Source organism: Sphingobium sp. MP9-4, assembly GCF_005281675.1.
In the GTDB taxonomy this organism is placed as follows: Bacteria; Pseudomonadota; Alphaproteobacteria; order Sphingomonadales; family Sphingomonadaceae; genus Sphingobium; species Sphingobium yanoikuyae.
On record NZ_LUFI01000049.1, the window covers coordinates 1 to 16,803 of the forward strand.

General features: G+C 63.0%; 10 protein-coding genes. All 10 read left to right on the forward strand.

Features of this window, described 5'->3' with window-relative positions; all coding sequences use genetic code 11:
* Positions 1 to 389: 389 nt before the first annotated feature.
* Positions 390 to 2,147: a hypothetical protein gene (locus tag A0U87_RS15880; protein ID WP_137405686.1), complete on the forward strand. Its 1,758-nt coding sequence runs from the start codon at positions 390 to 392 to the stop codon at positions 2,145 to 2,147.
* 226 nt (positions 2,148 to 2,373) lie between these two features.
* Entirely contained in the window at positions 2,374 to 3,207 is an 834-nt protein-coding gene (locus tag A0U87_RS15885) for a hypothetical protein (RefSeq protein WP_137405687.1), read from the forward strand.
* A gap of 146 nt (positions 3,208 to 3,353) precedes the next feature.
* On the forward strand, positions 3,354 to 5,255 hold the full coding sequence (locus A0U87_RS15890) for an AAA family ATPase (RefSeq protein ID WP_137405688.1): 1,902 nt from the start codon (positions 3,354 to 3,356) through the stop codon (positions 5,253 to 5,255).
* Positions 5,256 to 5,263: 8 nt separating this feature from the next.
* Positions 5,264 to 7,087: an ATP-dependent helicase gene (locus A0U87_RS15895; protein WP_137405689.1), complete on the forward strand. Its 1,824-nt coding sequence runs from the start codon at positions 5,264 to 5,266 to the stop codon at positions 7,085 to 7,087.
* 428 nt (positions 7,088 to 7,515) lie between these two features.
* Positions 7,516 to 8,631 carry an IS110 family transposase gene (locus A0U87_RS15900; RefSeq protein ID WP_125986459.1) on the forward strand — a complete coding sequence of 372 codons (1,116 nt, stop codon included), beginning with the start codon at positions 7,516 to 7,518 and terminating at the stop codon, positions 8,629 to 8,631.
* 587 nt (positions 8,632 to 9,218) lie between these two features.
* On the forward strand, positions 9,219 to 10,145 hold the full coding sequence (locus A0U87_RS15905; RefSeq protein ID WP_137405690.1) for a HEPN domain-containing protein: 927 nt from the start codon (positions 9,219 to 9,221) through the stop codon (positions 10,143 to 10,145).
* 219 nt (positions 10,146 to 10,364) lie between these two features.
* Complete coding sequence (locus tag A0U87_RS15910) at positions 10,365 to 10,961, forward strand: sigma-70 family RNA polymerase sigma factor (protein WP_240700570.1); 597 nt, start codon at positions 10,365 to 10,367, stop codon at positions 10,959 to 10,961.
* Between the two features lie 47 nt (positions 10,962 to 11,008).
* On the forward strand, positions 11,009 to 12,040 hold the full coding sequence (locus A0U87_RS15915; protein WP_240700571.1) for a FecR domain-containing protein: 1,032 nt from the start codon (positions 11,009 to 11,011) through the stop codon (positions 12,038 to 12,040).
* 59 nt (positions 12,041 to 12,099) lie between these two features.
* Positions 12,100 to 14,652 carry a TonB-dependent receptor gene (locus A0U87_RS15920; protein ID WP_137405692.1) on the forward strand — a complete coding sequence of 851 codons (2,553 nt, stop codon included), beginning with the start codon at positions 12,100 to 12,102 and terminating at the stop codon, positions 14,650 to 14,652.
* Positions 14,653 to 14,655: 3 nt separating this feature from the next.
* Positions 14,656 to 16,794 (forward strand): Atxe2 family lasso peptide isopeptidase, encoded by a 2,139-nt coding sequence (locus tag A0U87_RS15925; RefSeq protein WP_240700572.1) that lies wholly within the window; start codon positions 14,656 to 14,658, stop codon positions 16,792 to 16,794.
* The last annotated feature ends 9 nt before the right edge of the window (positions 16,795 to 16,803 follow it).

A 16,803-nucleotide genomic window follows, 5' to 3' on the forward strand; every position in this document is an offset into this window, starting at 1 on the left:
TCGGCTGCCGACCAACTCAAGGCGTTCCGGAGAACGGACTTGAATGACCGCTCCTGCCCGAACCGACCATCCTCGGTTCGTTGAGCGGCCCGGCGGAAGTGCGCCCATCCTTGCCGCTCAACTCCGGCTTTCCAGCGCTAGGAAGCCGACCTTCAGCAATGACGTGGTGTGGGACTTTCCGGACATTCGTTATGTCGCGAGGCGACGGCAGCTTCCGTCAGGACCAGACTTTCTCCTGGTTCCCGTCAGCAGTCGGAAAGTGCAAGGCTTTGCCCTGTGACGGCTGGACGAGCGATGGGAAGCCGCAAGCAGCCAGCAGTCGTTCACCAGCAAATTAAAAGAACTCCGTGCATCTTGCGGCCTGCTGTTGGCAGTTTAAGGCCGGTCTTATGACTGACCATGCCGCCAAGCGCCCGAAGGCACCCAGCTACAATCAACCCACCAAGAACATGGCAAGGCGGCGGTCCCTAGCCCATGCAGTCGAACTGCTGACCACGCGAAGGCAGGAGGCGGCGATCGTTCCGGCCGACTATCCGTCGCGCATTAAGGCCGCGTTCGCTGAGAGCGACGACGCGATTCGAGTTGCCACGGCTCCCTCTTGCGACGAGAGCGACATCTCATCTTGGCAGGCGTTCCGGCAGGAAGCCGTCGGCACGCGATCTCCAGCTGACCTGACCGTCGCTTATTTGGCCGGACCAGAGCCGTCGAACGACCTCCTCGCGCTGCTAGAGTTGGGTCTCCGCCCTGAAAACATCTGGGCGTTCGAGGTGGACACGGACGCAATCGCGACGGGGCTTGATGAGCTGAGGTCGCTCGGCCTGCGCGGCGTCAAGTTTGTTCCCGTTAGTATTGGAGACTACTTCGTCGGAACGCCCCGGCGCTTCGATATCATCTACCTAGACGCATGCGGTCCTCTTCCGAGCAAGGAGCAGAAGACGACAAAGCTACTTGTCGACATATTCCGAACCAGCTCCCTGTCGCCGCTCGGCGTGCTGGTAACAAATTTCGCCGAACCGGACATGTCCAAGGGCCACACGCTCGAAACTTATTCCTCGCTAGTTGCCGCCTACCTTTTCCCGAAGGGGTTCGTTGAAGACGACGGAGTTATGATCGAGGGACCTCCCGTCCACGGCTATTCAGCATACGACCATGAACCGTGCTCTGAGCCTAGCGGCGACAGCGTTGAAGATGACGACGCAGACTGGGATCAAGACTCGCCGAGCTTCCCGGAGGAGGTACGCACGAATTTCAGTGCGAACTATGGCTCGTTCATCACTCGCCAAATCATGGACATCGCTGAGATTGTGGCGCCCACCACGCGGATTACAGACGGAGGCCTTTACAAAGTGCTGTTCGACGAGGATCTGGCCAAAGCGGCGGCACGTGGACGGCGGTTCGCCAAGTTCAACGATGACGCCTTCCGGGAGGATGAGGATGGTTCATGGCACCCGACCGATGTCGACATGGATGGCGATGCCATCAGCGAGTCCAGTATGTTTTCACTCATCTGGACGCTGGCTTGGCTGGGCTTCTACCCAATTGACGTCAATTTCAGACCACCCTCGTCGCGGGTGAAGGAGTTCGCCAAGGCATGGAAAAATCAGCTCCTTGGCTCATCTCCAAGTAAGCTGTCAGCCGAGGACCTGATCGCCTGCTTCTACGCTTGGCGCCACGATGAGACCCTCTGGACGCCCGCAATGAAGGCTATCAGACACTTCCCCTACGAACAGGTGATGCCCTTTCTGTGCGACTGGCCGACCCATGAGATCGGCTTCTATCCGGCTTTCGCGCAACTCGCATATCCTGCGCATCCGAACATCCGAGAAACGAGGCGCTTCAGCTACGTCGCGGAGGGCAAGACCACACGAATGTTCTTCGACGTGATCCCGTTCGATGAGTGCCGCTACGTCTACGATTGGCTCTCGGCGACGCACCTCGTCACGGAAGATTGGTTCGATCTCTCAGCGCAGCTGACCTTTCGCTTCGCACTCGATGCCATCGTCAAGGAGCGCCGCTGGTTTGGCGACGACTTCCTCTACGGCTGCCACGTCGTGGGAGAAAGCGATACCTTTGCAACGGCCCAACTTTCGCAAAGGCTGGACCTCTACGCGGGAATGTCGTCATCAGTCATACAAACCGACGGTTAGCTCCGTGGACCGAATCGCCTTTAAGCGTTTGGCTGCTATTCCAAATGGCCCGGGCCGGTATTCTGCACTCGTCCATGGTACAAGACGTTCAAAGATTAGCGATTGGGCTGTGGGATAGCTTGCGAATGACTAGTTTCGACGCTGGCGGACCATCTCCTTCTGACGCAGTGTAGTGCAATTCCAACTATTCATTTAGCCGAAGACGACGTTACTAATTGGGAACGCAATGGAAGTAGACGACGAATTTACACGTCCGATCCGAAAAGTGGGTTTCTCCACGGCGATGGGATTTCTGAGCGCAGCACTGATCGCAGCGGGGCTGATTGCAGCGGACACGACACATGACGGGGTACGCAACGTCGCGCTAGGCGTAATCGGATCGCTGCTGGCTTCGATCGTTTTCGCGACCCTGTCAGAATTCTCAGACACTCCGCAATCACGCATCACCGACGCGTTGCGCAGGTCGCTGCGGTCGGTACGCGCGATTGAGCTCGAGACGAGGGATAGATTGCAGGCTGGCGTTATCAGTGTGTCGGACAAGCGGGAGCACAACCCTGACTACTGGTTCTCAATTCTGGCGAAGGCGACCGATCGGCTAGACATCGTTGGAAACTCGCTATCAGGCTGGGTACAGGGTGAGTTCCGGGCACGACTCAAGTCTGCGGTGGCAAGAATCCTGCACGACGGCGGCCAAGTCAGGATTGTCTTCATGGACCCTGATGGCCTTGTTGCGAAAGCTAAAACGCAGCTGCTGGGCAAGGACTATGCAGGTCATATTAGGGACTTCGTAGGCCTGCTCGGCGAACTGATGGATGAGTACAAAGAGTCGTTCGAAGGGGGGCAACTCGACATTCAGCTGGCCAAAGATGACCTAACCTACATGATGATCGACACGGGCGGCGATATCTTTGTCTCGCCGTACATGGCGGTGACTCGAGCGGGCCATCCACTCGTCGTTGAAATTGATGGTACGAGCGGCTTTGCGGAGGGATACCGCGCCGACTTCGAGAAGTTATTTGCGCGGGCGAGGAAGGCGGATACCCCACGCGACAACAAATAATATGATAACATCAGGGACAAGGATTCTTTATGCCGCAGTCCCGCCCCCGTAGTGGCTTTCGCTGGAATGGTGGGTGACGTCGCATCGAATCGACGGTAGCTGTGAGCAGGGAAAACAATAGAACTGAATTGCGCCGGGGGGCTGCGTTGAAAATCTACGCCGTATCGATCCATAATTTCCGGGGCATCAGTTCTACGAAACTGGTCCTGCCTGACCACGCCGTCCTCATCGGCGACAATAACACGGGCAAATCCTCTGTCCTCGAAGCTATAGACCTTGCGCTGGGTCCGGATCGACTGAGCCGCCGCCCGCCAGTCGACGAGCATGATTTTTTCGAGGGCAACTATCTTGCCGTAGCTCCAGCGGCGCCCGAGGAAGGCGCTGAGCCGGATGAGGGTGCGGACGCGGCCCCCGGTGAGGCGCCGAAAATCACGGTTGAAGTTACCATCATTGGCCTATCCGAAGAACAGCAGGCCAGGTTCGGCGGGCATGTCGAATGGCTCAACGTCGCAACGGGCGATTTTTTCACCGATGCCAATCCGGCGGGCGTCGATGCAGCGGACATCAAGGCCGCGCTGCGTGTCACCTTCATCGGCGCCTATGACCCGGACGAAGACGATTTTACCGGCAATACTTTTTATTCGCGCAGCCTGACCGAAGGCGACAAGCCCGAGCCCTTCTCAAAGAAGGACAAGCAACACTGTGGCTTCCTTTTTCTGCGCTCGCTGCGCACGGGGTCGCGCGCGCTCAGCCTGGAGCACGGCAGCCTCCTCGACATCATCCTGCGCCTGAAGGAAATCCGGCCGCAGATGTGGGAAGGCACTATCGGAACGCTCTCCGGATTCGACGTCGCAAGCGATCCGGCACTCGGCATTTCCGGCGTGCTAGACAGCATCGACAAGTCGCTGAAGAAATATGTGCCACGCGAATGGGGCGTGAAGCCGCACCTCAAGGTGTCGAACCTGACGCGCGAGCACCTGCGCAAGGTCGTGACCGCCTTCATCGCGACCGGCGACGGTACTCATGCGGCGCCGTTCTTCCGGCAGGGCACCGGCACGATCAACATGCTGGTACTGGCGATGCTGTCACAGATCGCCGAGGACAAGCAGAACGTCATCTTTGCCATGGAGGAGGTCGAGACAGCGATTCCGCCCTATGCGCAGAAGCGGATCGTGCACGAGCTGCGCAAGCTGGCGGCGCAATCGATCGTCACGTCGCATTCGCCCTACGTCCTGGAGGAGTTCAAGCTGGACGAGACTGTGATTCTGTCACGGGACAGCGTGGGTACACTGAGCCAGGCGCAGATCGCGTTGCCCGATAGCGTCAAGCACAAACGCTACCGTCAGGAGTTTCGCACTCGCTTCTGCGAGGGTCTTCTATCCCGCCGCGTGCTGATCGCCGAGGGGGCGACCGAGGCCAGCGCCTTCCCCGTGGCCGCGCGCCGACTGTCCGAGCTTAATGCCGCGACCTATGCCTCGATTGAGGCGCTGGGCATCTGCATTATCGATGCAGGGACGGAGTCGCAGATCGCCGACCTCGCGGGGCTGTATAAGGGCCTTGGCAAGCGGACCTTCGGGCTATGCGACAAGCAGACTGATCCGGCGAAGGCGGCGATCGAAGCCCAGGTCGAGCGGCTTTTCATGCACGACGAAAAGGGGATCGAGGATCTGATCCTCAAGAATACGACCCAGGAGGCGCTAGAGCGGTTCTCGGATGCGCTCGACTGGCCGCTGCACATTCTCGGCAAATATCCCGATCCCAAGGCCAATCTGATCCCGGCGCTAAAAGAGTATTTCGGCTGGGCCAAAGGCAATTGGGGCATCGCCGATTTTCTGGGTCAGTGTTCCGAGGCCGAGATTCCGTCATGGATCCGCGACGCCTGCATAACGCTGAAGGCCATCTGTGATCCGCCGCCCGCGCCCGTCGCGCCCCCGGCACCGCCAGTACCGCCAGCGCCCCCGGTCCCGCCAGCGCCGCCCGCTCCACCGGCTCCGCCCGTGCCTCTGGCCGGCAATGGCGGGCAGACCGGCCTCGGGCCCGCTGCTTAGAGGGCGCCATGGTCGACCTGACGCCGGCACAAAAGGAAGTTCTGGCCGCGGACGGGCCCCAGCTCGTCGTCGGCGGTCCCGGCTCGGGCAAGACCACGGTGTCGATCCTGAAGGCGGCGAGGATAGCGCGTGAAAAACTGCGGCCTGGGCAGCGCATCCTTTTCCTGAGTTTCGCGCGCGCGACCGTCTCCCGCGTGTTCGAGGCAATCGACGAAGAGCGGTCAGTCACCAAGGAGGAAAAGAAGCGGATCGAGGTCGATACCTATCACTCGTTCTTCTGGCGCATCCTCAAGGCCCATGGCTACCTAGTCGGGTTTCCGCGGCGGATGACGATCCTGACGCCGCCGAACGAAGCGATCGCGCTGTCGTCGATCCGCAGCGTCTTCAAGGCCCCGTCGAAGCTGTCGGACGAGGAAAAAGCGCAGAAGGCGGCATTGGAAGTTGCCGAACGCATGCGGCTCGCGACTGAGGAAGGCAAGGTCTGCTTCGATCTGTTCGCCGAGCGCGTGGCCATCCTGCTGCACGGTTCGGTCAAGGTGCGCGAGCTTGTCTCGACCATGTACCCGTTCATCATCTTGGACGAATTTCAGGACACCAGCGCCGAGCAATGGCACGCCGTCGAGGCGATCGGGAAGAGCAGCACGCTGATCGCGCTGGCCGATCCCGAGCAGCGCATCTTCGATTTCATCGGCGCCGATCCCGACCGGCTGAACCACTTCAGGGCCGCGTTCACGCCATCGGAGCACGACCTCGCCGGCGACAATCACCGCAGCAAGGGCACCGATATAGCCATCTTCGGCAATCATCTCCTCACGGGCAAGTTTCGCGACGAACCCTATCAGGGCGTGGAAGCCGAATGGTTCGCGTCAAATCCGAACCAGGCCTATGCCTCGCTCGTTGCTCAGGTGCTGAAGGCCCGGCAACGGCTCCTCGCGCTAGGCCAGCGCGACTGGTCGCTTGCGATCCTGGTCCCCACCAAGCGCATGACGCGTCTGGTGTCCGACAATCTGCGCGCGCCGTTCGGAAACGTGCCGCCGATCGCTCATACGGCGGCCATCGATATGGAAGGCCCTATCCTAGCCGCCGAGGTGATCGCGTTCCTCCTGCAGCAGCGCAGCCATAATGGCTACTTCGACGAGTTCGTCGACGTGCTTTGCAGCTTCTTCGACGGACGCGGCGGCGCGACGCCGACGAAGGGCGACTTGGAGGAAGCCGCGCGGTTCAGGTCCGCGCTGGAAAAGTGGAATGGATGCCGTGCAAAAGGCAAGGCGACGCCGGGCAACAGCGTCCTGCAGGCGACGTTCGCCGTACACCAGGCTGCGAGCGCCGTTGTGCTGACCGGCCAGCCTGATGCCGACTGGACGGCGGTTCGCGCCGTCCTCGAGGCGGGTGGCTGCAAGCGGCTCGTGGAGGTTGCCCAAGAAGCCCGTAATGTTCGCCTGCTGGAACGGGGCACGCAGCTCCGTCAGAGCCTCTCGCAGGATTGGCGCGAAACTGGCGGCTACAGAAACGCCCTTGCCATCACGCGTCAGTCATTCGTTCAGGAGCATTTCGCGACGGCGCACAAGCCTGAGTCAGGTGTTGTCGTGATGAACATGCACAAAGCCAAGGGGAAGCAGTTCGACGAGGTCATCATCTTTGAAGGCTGGCCGAAGCGGGTCAAAGGCGAGATCGTGGGCAACCCAGATCGGATCGTCGGCGGCAACGTGAACGCCGGCCCGATGACGCAGGCGCGCCAGAATTTCCGCGTCAGCGTGACGCGCGCGAAGATCCGAACGACAATCATGTCGCCCAAGGACGATGTCTGCGTCCTGCTGATCCCCTTGGAATAGAGTTGAGCGGTGAGCGCTAGCGATCTAAGTCCGGGTGTTATCATGAGAAAACCCGAATGACCGCTTTTGTTAGATTGCGACGTTCGCGCCGTCAGACACGAATGGCGCAATCTGGTCGGCAGCCGCCCCGCGCGAGGGTCGGCTATTCCCGCATCCCGGCTCCAAACCCGACAGTCGCCTACCGGCCAGTCCTGCGGGTTCCGGGAACGATCATCAGTGCTCCAGGAATGGCAGGTGTTGAATAGGGACCTGCCGTTCCCGGCGCGGCTCGCAAACGGCAGTTTTGTCCCAAACCGCGTCCTTGGAAGCAATGTGCGACACACAGGTGTTCTCGGCCACCCGCAACCCTTAGACCCCATGACTGCCAGAGCCTCGGTGGCTCAAATCTGAGATGCTGATGATGGATTTTTCAGCAGCGGAGGCGAGTCATGGTGAAGGCAGTGAAATATGTTGGTCTGGACGTTCATAAGGAGACCATTGCGGTCGCAGTTGCCGAAGGGGAACGCGGAGGCGAGGTGCGTTTCGTCGGCACGGTCGCCAATGAGGACGATGCGGTCAGGAAACTGGTCAAGCGGCTGACGTCACCGGGCGTGACGTTGAATGTCTGTTACGAAGCGGGTCCCTGTGGGTATGGTTTGCATCGACTGCTGACAAAGCTGGGACAGAATTGCATCGTCATCGCCCCCTCAATGATGCCGCGACGCCCGGGCGACCATGTGAAGACGGACCGACGTGACGCAATGACGCTGGCGCGGCTTTTACGCGCCGGCGAACTCACGGCGATCTGGGTGCCGGACGAAGCGCATGAGGCGGTACGCGATCTCATCCGCGCTCGACGAAATGCGCAGGACGATGCCATCGGGGCCAAGCAAACGGTGCGCAGCTTCCTGTTGCGACACGATCGTCGTTTTGGCGGCAGGGCAGCCTGGACAAAGATGTACTGGCGGTGGCTGTCCGAGCAGCGGTTCGATTTTCCCCATCAGCAACTGGCATTCGAGGAAATGCAGAAGCGGGTGCTGGAGGCGCAGGCACGGGTCGGGCGCTTAGAAGCGGCGCTGGCTGAAGCGGTGGACGCATGGTGTTTTGCGCCGCTGGTCCGCAATCTACAGGTCCTGCGCGGCATCAGGCTGGTCAGCGCCGCGACGCTGGTGGCCGAGGTTGGCGATCTCACCCGCTTCGACAATCCTAAGCAGTTGATGGCGTATGTCGGCCTGGTGCCGTCCGAGCACTCCAGCGGTGCCCGGACCAAACGCGGCAGGATCACGCGGGCGGGCAACGCGCAGGCACGAACCATGCTGATCGAGGCTGGCTGGTCGTATCGACTGCCCGCACGCGAGGAGCGACGCTATCGTGAGCGGGTCATCGAGATGCCCGAGGATATCCAAGAGATCGGGTGGAAGGCACAGGTTCGCCTGTGTCAGCGCTACCGGCGCCTGGCCGCCGCCGGCAAACCACAGCCAAAGGTGACCACTGCAATCGCGCGTGAACTGGTCGGCTATGCCTGGGACATCGCCCGTCGGGTGTCACCGGCGGTGGCTGGCTGATCGACGTACAACGATCGCGAGAGGAGGCGCCAGCGCACCAGCTGCATAGCCTTGGCTGGCGTGCCGCGGGCACCCGACTGTGATGGGCAATCCACGGTATACGGTGGGGCAGGTTCGTCCGACGCCCGAACTTAGACGGAGGATAGGCCCAGCGACGGATACGGGTAGTGCGGTAACCAACCCGCGGATGAGAGCATGATCAATCGTCGTCGATCAGGCGTCCGCGGCACACCCGCCAAGGTCAATGCGAACGCTGGTCTTGCGGCCAGCGAAGGGGTAAACTTGGTCAGTATCTCGGATGGCAGTCATGAGAGCGTATATCTTTGCCCATTTTATGTGACGCCCCTAGGATGGCCTCGTCGCGGTGTCTTGAACCCTAATCGGCTGGTCGCTGCCGATCAGTGACGGATCTTGACCAGCTTTTGTAACGGCCGCCTACAACCTTGTGCTTCAACGCGTTCCCGTTCTATATTTGTGCTGCTTGCTCGCCTGTCCTGCATAGCAACCGGTCCCGCCCACGCATTTGGAGTTCCCACGCTTTGCGCATCGCCGTCCCCTTCCTTGGCAGCGCGCGCCAGGCCTGAGCTATGCGGAGCGATCTCGATCATTTGCCGCTACACAAGCAGCGCGAGTTGGACCTTGTCGTGGAAATGCTGTTCCAGGGGCTTCGCGACGCCACCGTGGCGGCGACGGGGCGGCGCAAGTCCGGCCGGATCCTCAAGATCATATTGTTCGGATCCTATGCCCGCGGCGACTGGGTAGATGCGCCGCTCGATGCTAACCGGTACAAATCCGACTATGACCTCCTGGTGATCGTCAACCAGAAGGACCTGACGGATCGTGCCGCCTATTGGGACGAGACCGACCAGCGGATCGTCACCGCCTATAATTTCGAGAAGACGCTCGGTACGCCCGCCAATTTCATCGTCCACTCGCTGCAGGAGGTGAACGACGGGCTGGCGCATGGCCGACTGTTTTTCATGAATATCCTCAACGACGGCATCCTTCTCTACGAATCCGACGATCGGCCGCTGAAGACACCGGTTCCCAAGACACCGGACATGGCCTTGGCTGCTGCGGAAGATTATTTCGCCGAGTATATGGCTGACGCAGCCGAATTTTTTGGTGGCTACCAAGACGCCATGCGTCGTGAGCATTTAAATTTGTCGGCGTTCCTTCTCCATCAGATGGTGGAGAATCTCTATCAGGGGTTATTGCTGACTTTCACTTTCTATACGCCATACGATCACAATATTTTGTTCCTGCGGGACCTTGCCGAGGATATCGACCGCAGCCTCTTCGACGTCTGGCCGCGCGGTACGCGGCGGGAGCGCGCGCTCTACCAGAAATTGAAGGACGCCTATCGCAAGGGCCGCTATTCGCGCCATTACAAGATCAGCCGCGAGGACCTGGAATGGCTCGCCGGCCATGCCGAGGTCCTTGGGCAGCGCGTCCATGCCTTGTGCCAGTCGCGCATCGCCGAATTGCGCAGGGCCGTTACCGATCCGGCTTGAGCCGGCGTCTTGCGCCCGTCGCACCTTTGGCTATCATGGGATGCGGAGGCGTTGATCGCCGGCACCCGCCTCCCTCCTGTTCTGCCAGGCATCACTACATCCGTCCCTGCGGTCGGGTGGCAGGGGTTTTTCTAAAGACCTCGCGCGTCGCTAGCTCTCGCCAACCCCGGACCGCCCCGGGGCGCGACGACTGCTGGCCCGACGAGGTCGTGCGTTTCCATGCCAATGCGACATGCCCGGGCGCTTGCTGGCGAGCGCCGCATCGCTGCGCAACCCGCCGACCCGGACCCCGGTGAAGACGCGCATGAGATTGGCGGCAAGGCCAGCAGGATCGAGGGGCTTTACCGGGCGGAGGCGCCGCGCCTCACCCGCTATTTTCGCCGTCGCATCGGCGAGACGGACGAGGCCCCCGATCTCGTGCAGGAAGCCTTCGCGCGCCTCGCCGCCTTCATGGCGCGCGAGGGCCTGGCCAACCCGGCGCCCTATCTCCAGCGCATCGCACGCAATCTCCTGTTCGAACGGAGCCGCCGCCGCTCGCGCCGCATGGCCGCCGCCCATGTCGCCATCGGCGAGGAAGCCGACATTGCAGTGCCGCCTGCCCAGGAGGAAGCCCTCGCGCAGGCCGACCTCATGGCGCGCTACGAGGCCGCCGTGCAGGGCCTTCCCGACCGGACCCGCGAAGCGTTCCTGCTTCACCGCCTCGACGAACTGACCTATCGCGAGATCGCCGAACGGCTCGGCATCTCCATTCCCACCGTCCAATACCATGTCGGGCGGGCACTGGCACACATCTCCACGGCTCTAGAGACCGAATGACACAGATAGATGGATCGCGAACGCCCGAACTGCGCGAGGACGCTGCCATGTGGTTCGCCCTCATGCGCGGTCCCGAAGCCGAGACGCGGCGCGTCGAGTTAGAGACCTGGCTTGCCGCAGATCCGGCGCACCGCCAGGCCTATAGCCATATCAGCGAGGTGTTCAGCCTCGGGAAGGGGCTGAAGTCGGCCGTCAAGGTCCCGGATGCCCGTCGTCCCGCAGGGCAGCCCATGATGCTCGCCCGGATGATGGGCAGCCCAATTCTCGTGCTGCTGCTCCTCCTTGTATCCGTTCCCATGCTGGTCGGCCTGACCGTGGTTGCGATGCGCGCGATTGGCCCCGGCCATCCGCTCATCCAGGCGGACGGAACCGGCACGGCGGGTGGCGCCGAGGCGAGCCTCACCACGTCGCGCGGGCAAGTGCGGGCATTCCGGCTTGCTGATGGATCCCGGGTGATCCTCGATGCCGACAGCCGCGTGCGCGTCATGCTCTCGGCCGAGCGGCGCGACTTGGCGCTGCTGCGTGGGCGGGCACGCTTCGTCGTCGCGCACGAGCCGAGGCCCTTCGTCGTGGCGGCCGGCGGGGGCTCTGTCCTCGCGCGCGGCACCATCTTCGATGTGGCGCTTCGCGGCGATGGTGCATCCGTCGCGCTCATCGAAGGCCTGATCGATGTCCGCCAGTCCGCCTCGGGCACGGCTGCGGGATCGTCGCTTGCAAGCGGCGAGGTGACGCGCCTCACCGCCGGCCATGGCATTGCGATCGGTGGGGGGAAGGGCGTGGTGCTTCAGGCAACCGCGATGGTCCAGCCCGACTGGCCGAGCGACCTGCGTGACTTCAGGAACGTGCCGCTGCGCGATCTGCTCGCGGAGGCGAACCGCTATGCCGACAGGCCCTTGCTCCTGACCGAGCCCCAGCTCGGCGACCTGCGCGTATCGGGCATCTTCCGCGTCCGCGAGCCCGCACGCCTCGCCGCAAACCTCGCAGAACTGCTCGATCTCTCCCTCATGGAAAGCCCGGCAGGCATCGCGCTGGGCCGACGCTGCGGCCCGCGCGAAAAAAATTCGTGCCCACCCTCATAAATTTCGCCTGACCGGCATGGATACCCCTGAACGGCCTGAAACGGGACAAGGGGATATCCATGAGCAACAAGAGATCGAGTGCATTTTTCCTGGCGGCGAGCCTGTGGGCGCTGGCCGTTCCGGCCGGGGCGCAAGAACCACGCCAAGAGTTGCACATGCCTGCCCAAGGGCTCGGCGATGCGCTGCGAGCGCTCGGCAGTGCCGCCCGGCGCGAGATCATCTTCACCCCCGAGGCGGTCGCGGGCAAGTCCGCCGGTGCTCTCGACGGCGCCTATACGTTCAAGCAGGCACTCGACACGGTGCTGGCAGGCAGCGGCCTTGCCACGGTCGAGCGCGACGGGACTGTCCTTATCGTGGGGCGATCGCAGGCGCCGCTAGCCCCGGCGGCAGCCAATAGTGAGGATGCCGCGATCCTTGTGACAGGGTCGCGCATTCGCGGGGCACCGCCGGCCTCGCCGGTCACCGTCCTCACCAGCCGCGAGATCGCCCAGGCCGGGCAGACCGACCTCGGCGAGGCGGTGCGCACGCTGCCGCAGAGCTTCGGTGGTGGCCAGAACCCGGGCGTGGCGCCAGGTGCGCCGGGCAGCAACAACAACCAGAATTCGGGCTCGAGCATCAATCTGCGCGGCCTCGGACCAGATGCGACACTGACCCTGCTCAACGGCCATCGCCTCGCCTATGGCTCCTTCACCCAGGCCATCGACGTCAATGCCATCCCGCTTGCCGCGGTCGAGCGCATCGAGATCGTCGCCGACGGTGCCTCGGCGCTCTACGGCTCAGATGCGGTCGGCGGCGTCGCCAACATCATCCTGCGCAAGGACTATGACGGCGCTTCCGCCACTGCGCGGCTCGGTTCCGCGACCGACGGCGGCAACACGCAGCAGCAATATAGCCTCGTAGCGGGAACGACCTGGATCGGCGGCGGCCTCATGGCGACCTATGATTTCGAGCGCGACACCGCGATCACCGCGCGGCAGCGCAGCTATACCCAATATATGCCGGGCAATACGACCTTGCTGCCCGCGGTGAAGCGGCACAGCGCGGTGCTGAGCCTGCACCATGCGCTTTCTCCCGACCTGACCTTCAGCATCGATGGCCTCTATAATTGGCGGCGTGCTCCCACTGTCCTGCAGGTGCCTGGCGGGCCGCGCTATACGACCGAGCCGACCAACCAGTCCTTTGCGATCGCGCCGTCGCTGACTTTCGAAGCGACGCCCTCGCTCACCTTCGCCATCAGCGGCGTCTATGGCGAGGACCGGACCGATACCAGGCAGTTCACCACCACCGCGGCCGGCGCGGTCAGCGCCTATCCCTATTGCTACTGCAACATGGTCAAGTCCCTCGAAGCGACATCGCAGGGTGACCTCTTCGACCTGCCCGCCGGCACGGTCAGGTTCGCCGGCGGCGCCGGCTATCGCGACAATGGCTATCTCAACCGCTCCACCAGCCTGCCCCAGCCGATCGACGTCCACCAGGACAGCTATTATGGCTTCGGCGAAATCTACGTCCCGCTGGTCTCGCCAGCACAGGCGGTCGCCGCGATCCATCGCCTGTCGCTCACCGGCGCGCTGCGCTACGAGAAATATCCCGGTATCGACGACGTGCTGACGCCCAAGCTGGGGGTTATCTATGCGCCGAGCCCGGACCTGGATCTCAAAGCATCCTGGGGCAAGTCCTTCAAGGCGGCGACGCTGTACCAGCAATACCAGCCCCAATATGCCTTTCTGTATGACGCGACGACCCTGGGTGGTTCGGGCTACCCGGCGGGCGCGACCGCGCTGTTCACCAATGGCGGCAACCGGGCGCTCAAGCCCGAGCGCGCGACCTCCTGGTCGGCGACCCTTGTCGCCCATCCCCGCGCTGTCACCGGGCTGCGGCTGGAGGCCAGCTATTTCGAGGTCGCCTATCGCGACCGGGTGGCGCAGCCGTTCCAGGGCACCGACTTCTACAACGCCCTCGGCCGGCTGGCGCTCGACGATTTTGTCGATCCCTATCCCGATGCCGACCAGCAATCGGCGCTGATCGCCGCGTCACCCGTCCCGCTCTTCAACTATTCGGGACGGGCCTACGACCCGGATGCCGTCGTCGCCGCCGTCTATAATAGCTTCTTCAATGTCGCGCGGCAGAAGATCCGCGGCGTCGACCTTATGGCCCATTATGATGCTGAGCTCGATAGTGGCGACAGGCTCTCGCTGACAGGCTCGGCATCCTGGCTGCAGTCACGCCAGAGGCTCGACCCGTCGCTGCCTTATACCGACCTTGCCGGGACGATCTTCAACCCGCCGCACTGGCGGGGCCGGGCCGGTGCGACATGGACGCGCGGTCCCCTGAGCACATCCGCCTTTGCAAACTATATCGGCGGGGTGGACGACACCCGCAATAGCCCCGCTGTCCGAGTGGGTTCGCAGACGACCTTCGATCTCGCTCTTGTCTATCGCCCATCCCCGGAAGGACTGGTCCCGGGCGTCGGTTTGGCGCTGGCCGTCCGCAACCTTCTCAATGACAAGCCTGCCTATGCGCGCGCGGTAGCGGACTATTATGTGAGCTACGATTCCACCAACCAGTCCGCGATCGGGCGCTTCATCAGCGTCTCGCTGACCAAGGAGTGGTGAGCGATGACCGGTCCTGATCTTCCCCTAGCCGGATCGACGCGGATGGCAGCGCGATGGCGGGGTCGACGCTTCGTTGGCCGCGCAGGCGAAGGGAAGCGACGTATCGCTCTTGACGGCCTTGCCCTTGGCATGGCGCTGGTGCCGGTCGCATCCTGGGCAAGCCAGCCGCCCTGCGACCTGCTGCCGCCCGCCGCGGCGCCGGTCGAGGCGCGGCGCGAGATCACCGCGCTCGACCTTGTCCGCCTGCGCGATTTCGGGGGGATGCAGTTCGATAGCTATCCCGGGCCGCCGGCGGCGCTGTCGCCTGACGGCCGGCATGTGGCATTGCAGCTTCGGCGCGGCGACCCATCGTCCAACCGCTACTGCACCGGCATCCTGGTGAAGGAGACGGGGAGCGCCGCGCCGCCCCGGATCGTCGCCGATGGCGGCGAGGTCATCCGGCTCTCCTTCGACAAATATGGCTTCTCCGGCCTTGTCGCCGGCGCGCCGGTGCCTTCGGCCCTGCGCTGGGCGCCCGATGGCAAGCTTCTGGCGTTCACCAAGGCGGTGGGCGGCATCATGCAGCTGTATCTCGTTCGTCCCGATGGGACGGATGAGACGCAACTGACGCATTCGACCGTGTCGATCGACGATTTCCAGTGGCTGCCAGGCGGCGAGGCGATCGTCTATGCCAGCCGCGCTGGCCTGATCGATGCGGAGCGGCGGATCGACGGCGAAGCGCCAGGCGGCTGGCGCTACGACCTGCGTTTCTGGCCGCTCGCCGGTGGCCGGCCGCATCCCCCATCCCCGATCCCCAGCCGCGCCGATGTCATCACGCTGGCGGATCGAACCATAGGACCGGCAAGCGATGCGCAGCGCCTCGTCCTGGAGCCAGCGGGCACGCCGGGCTGGCCCACAGGGGCGATCCAGGCCCTGCCGCTGGGCAACGGCGCGGATCGTGCCTGGCTGGCGCCGGCCAACCCTGATGTCTTGTTCAAGCCCAATATTCTCCATGTCTCGGTAAACGGTCGCGAACTGCCTTGCCCGCAGCCGGCCTGTAGCGACGTGATCGGCCTGTGGAACCGCGATGATCGCACGATCCTGTTCCTCAGGCGACAAGGCGTGGCGCGCAGCGAGATGGCGTTGATGCGTTGGGACCTCGGCAAGGGCGCGCCGCGGCTTCTGCACAGGACGACCGACCCCTGGCTCGGCTGCCAGCTCGGGCCCGAGGAACTGGTCTGCACGGCGGAGGGCGCAACTGCGCCCCGCCATGTGATCGGCGTCGATGTGGGCAGGGCCAAGGTCCGCACGATCTACGATCCCAATCCGGAATTTGCCGCGATCCGGCTTCGTGTCCCGGAGCGCCTGGTTTGGCGCAATGCATTCGGCATCGAGACCTTCGCCGACCTCGTCCTTCCTTCCACTTATCGCCCCGGCCACCCTGTGCCGCTCGTCGTCGTCCAATATGAATCGCGCGGCTTCCTGCGCGGCGGGACCGCTGACGAATTCCCGATCCAGCTGTTCGCGGCCAATGGCTTTGCGGTCCTCAGCTTCAATCGGCCGCCCTGGTACGCCCTGCAGGGAAAACCGCTCGATCTTTTCGGCTTCCTCCAGGCCAACCAGAAGGACTGGCTGGATCGGCGCAGCGTCCAGTCCTCCCTCGAAATCGTCGTCGAGCGCCTGATCGCGCGGGGCATTGCCGATCCCGCCCGCATCGGCATCACCGGGCAAAGCGACGGCGCCTCCACAGCGACCTTCGCGCTCATCCATTCGCGGCTGTTCAAGGCTGTCGCGCTCAGCACCTGTTGCGAGGATCCGGCGATGATGGCCAGTCTTGGCCCGGGATTCGAGGACTGGTACGCGAAGTGGGGCTATCCAAGGTTCAACGAAGACCGTCCCGACTTCTGGAAGCAGGGATCGCTGGCGCCCAATCTTGGGGTGCTGCCGCCGGTGCCCTTGCTGATCCAGGCGGGCGAAGAGGAGTTCCGCTTCGCATTGCCGACCTATGCGGCGGTCAAGAATGCCGGCTGGCCGACCGAGATGTATGTCTTTTCGGGCGAGGGCCATGTCAAGCTGCAGCCAGCCCATCGGCTCGCCGTCTATGAGCGAAACCTCGCCTGGTTCCAGCGCTGGTTCAAGCCGGGCGTGGGTAAAGCGCCCTGAGCCTAAGCA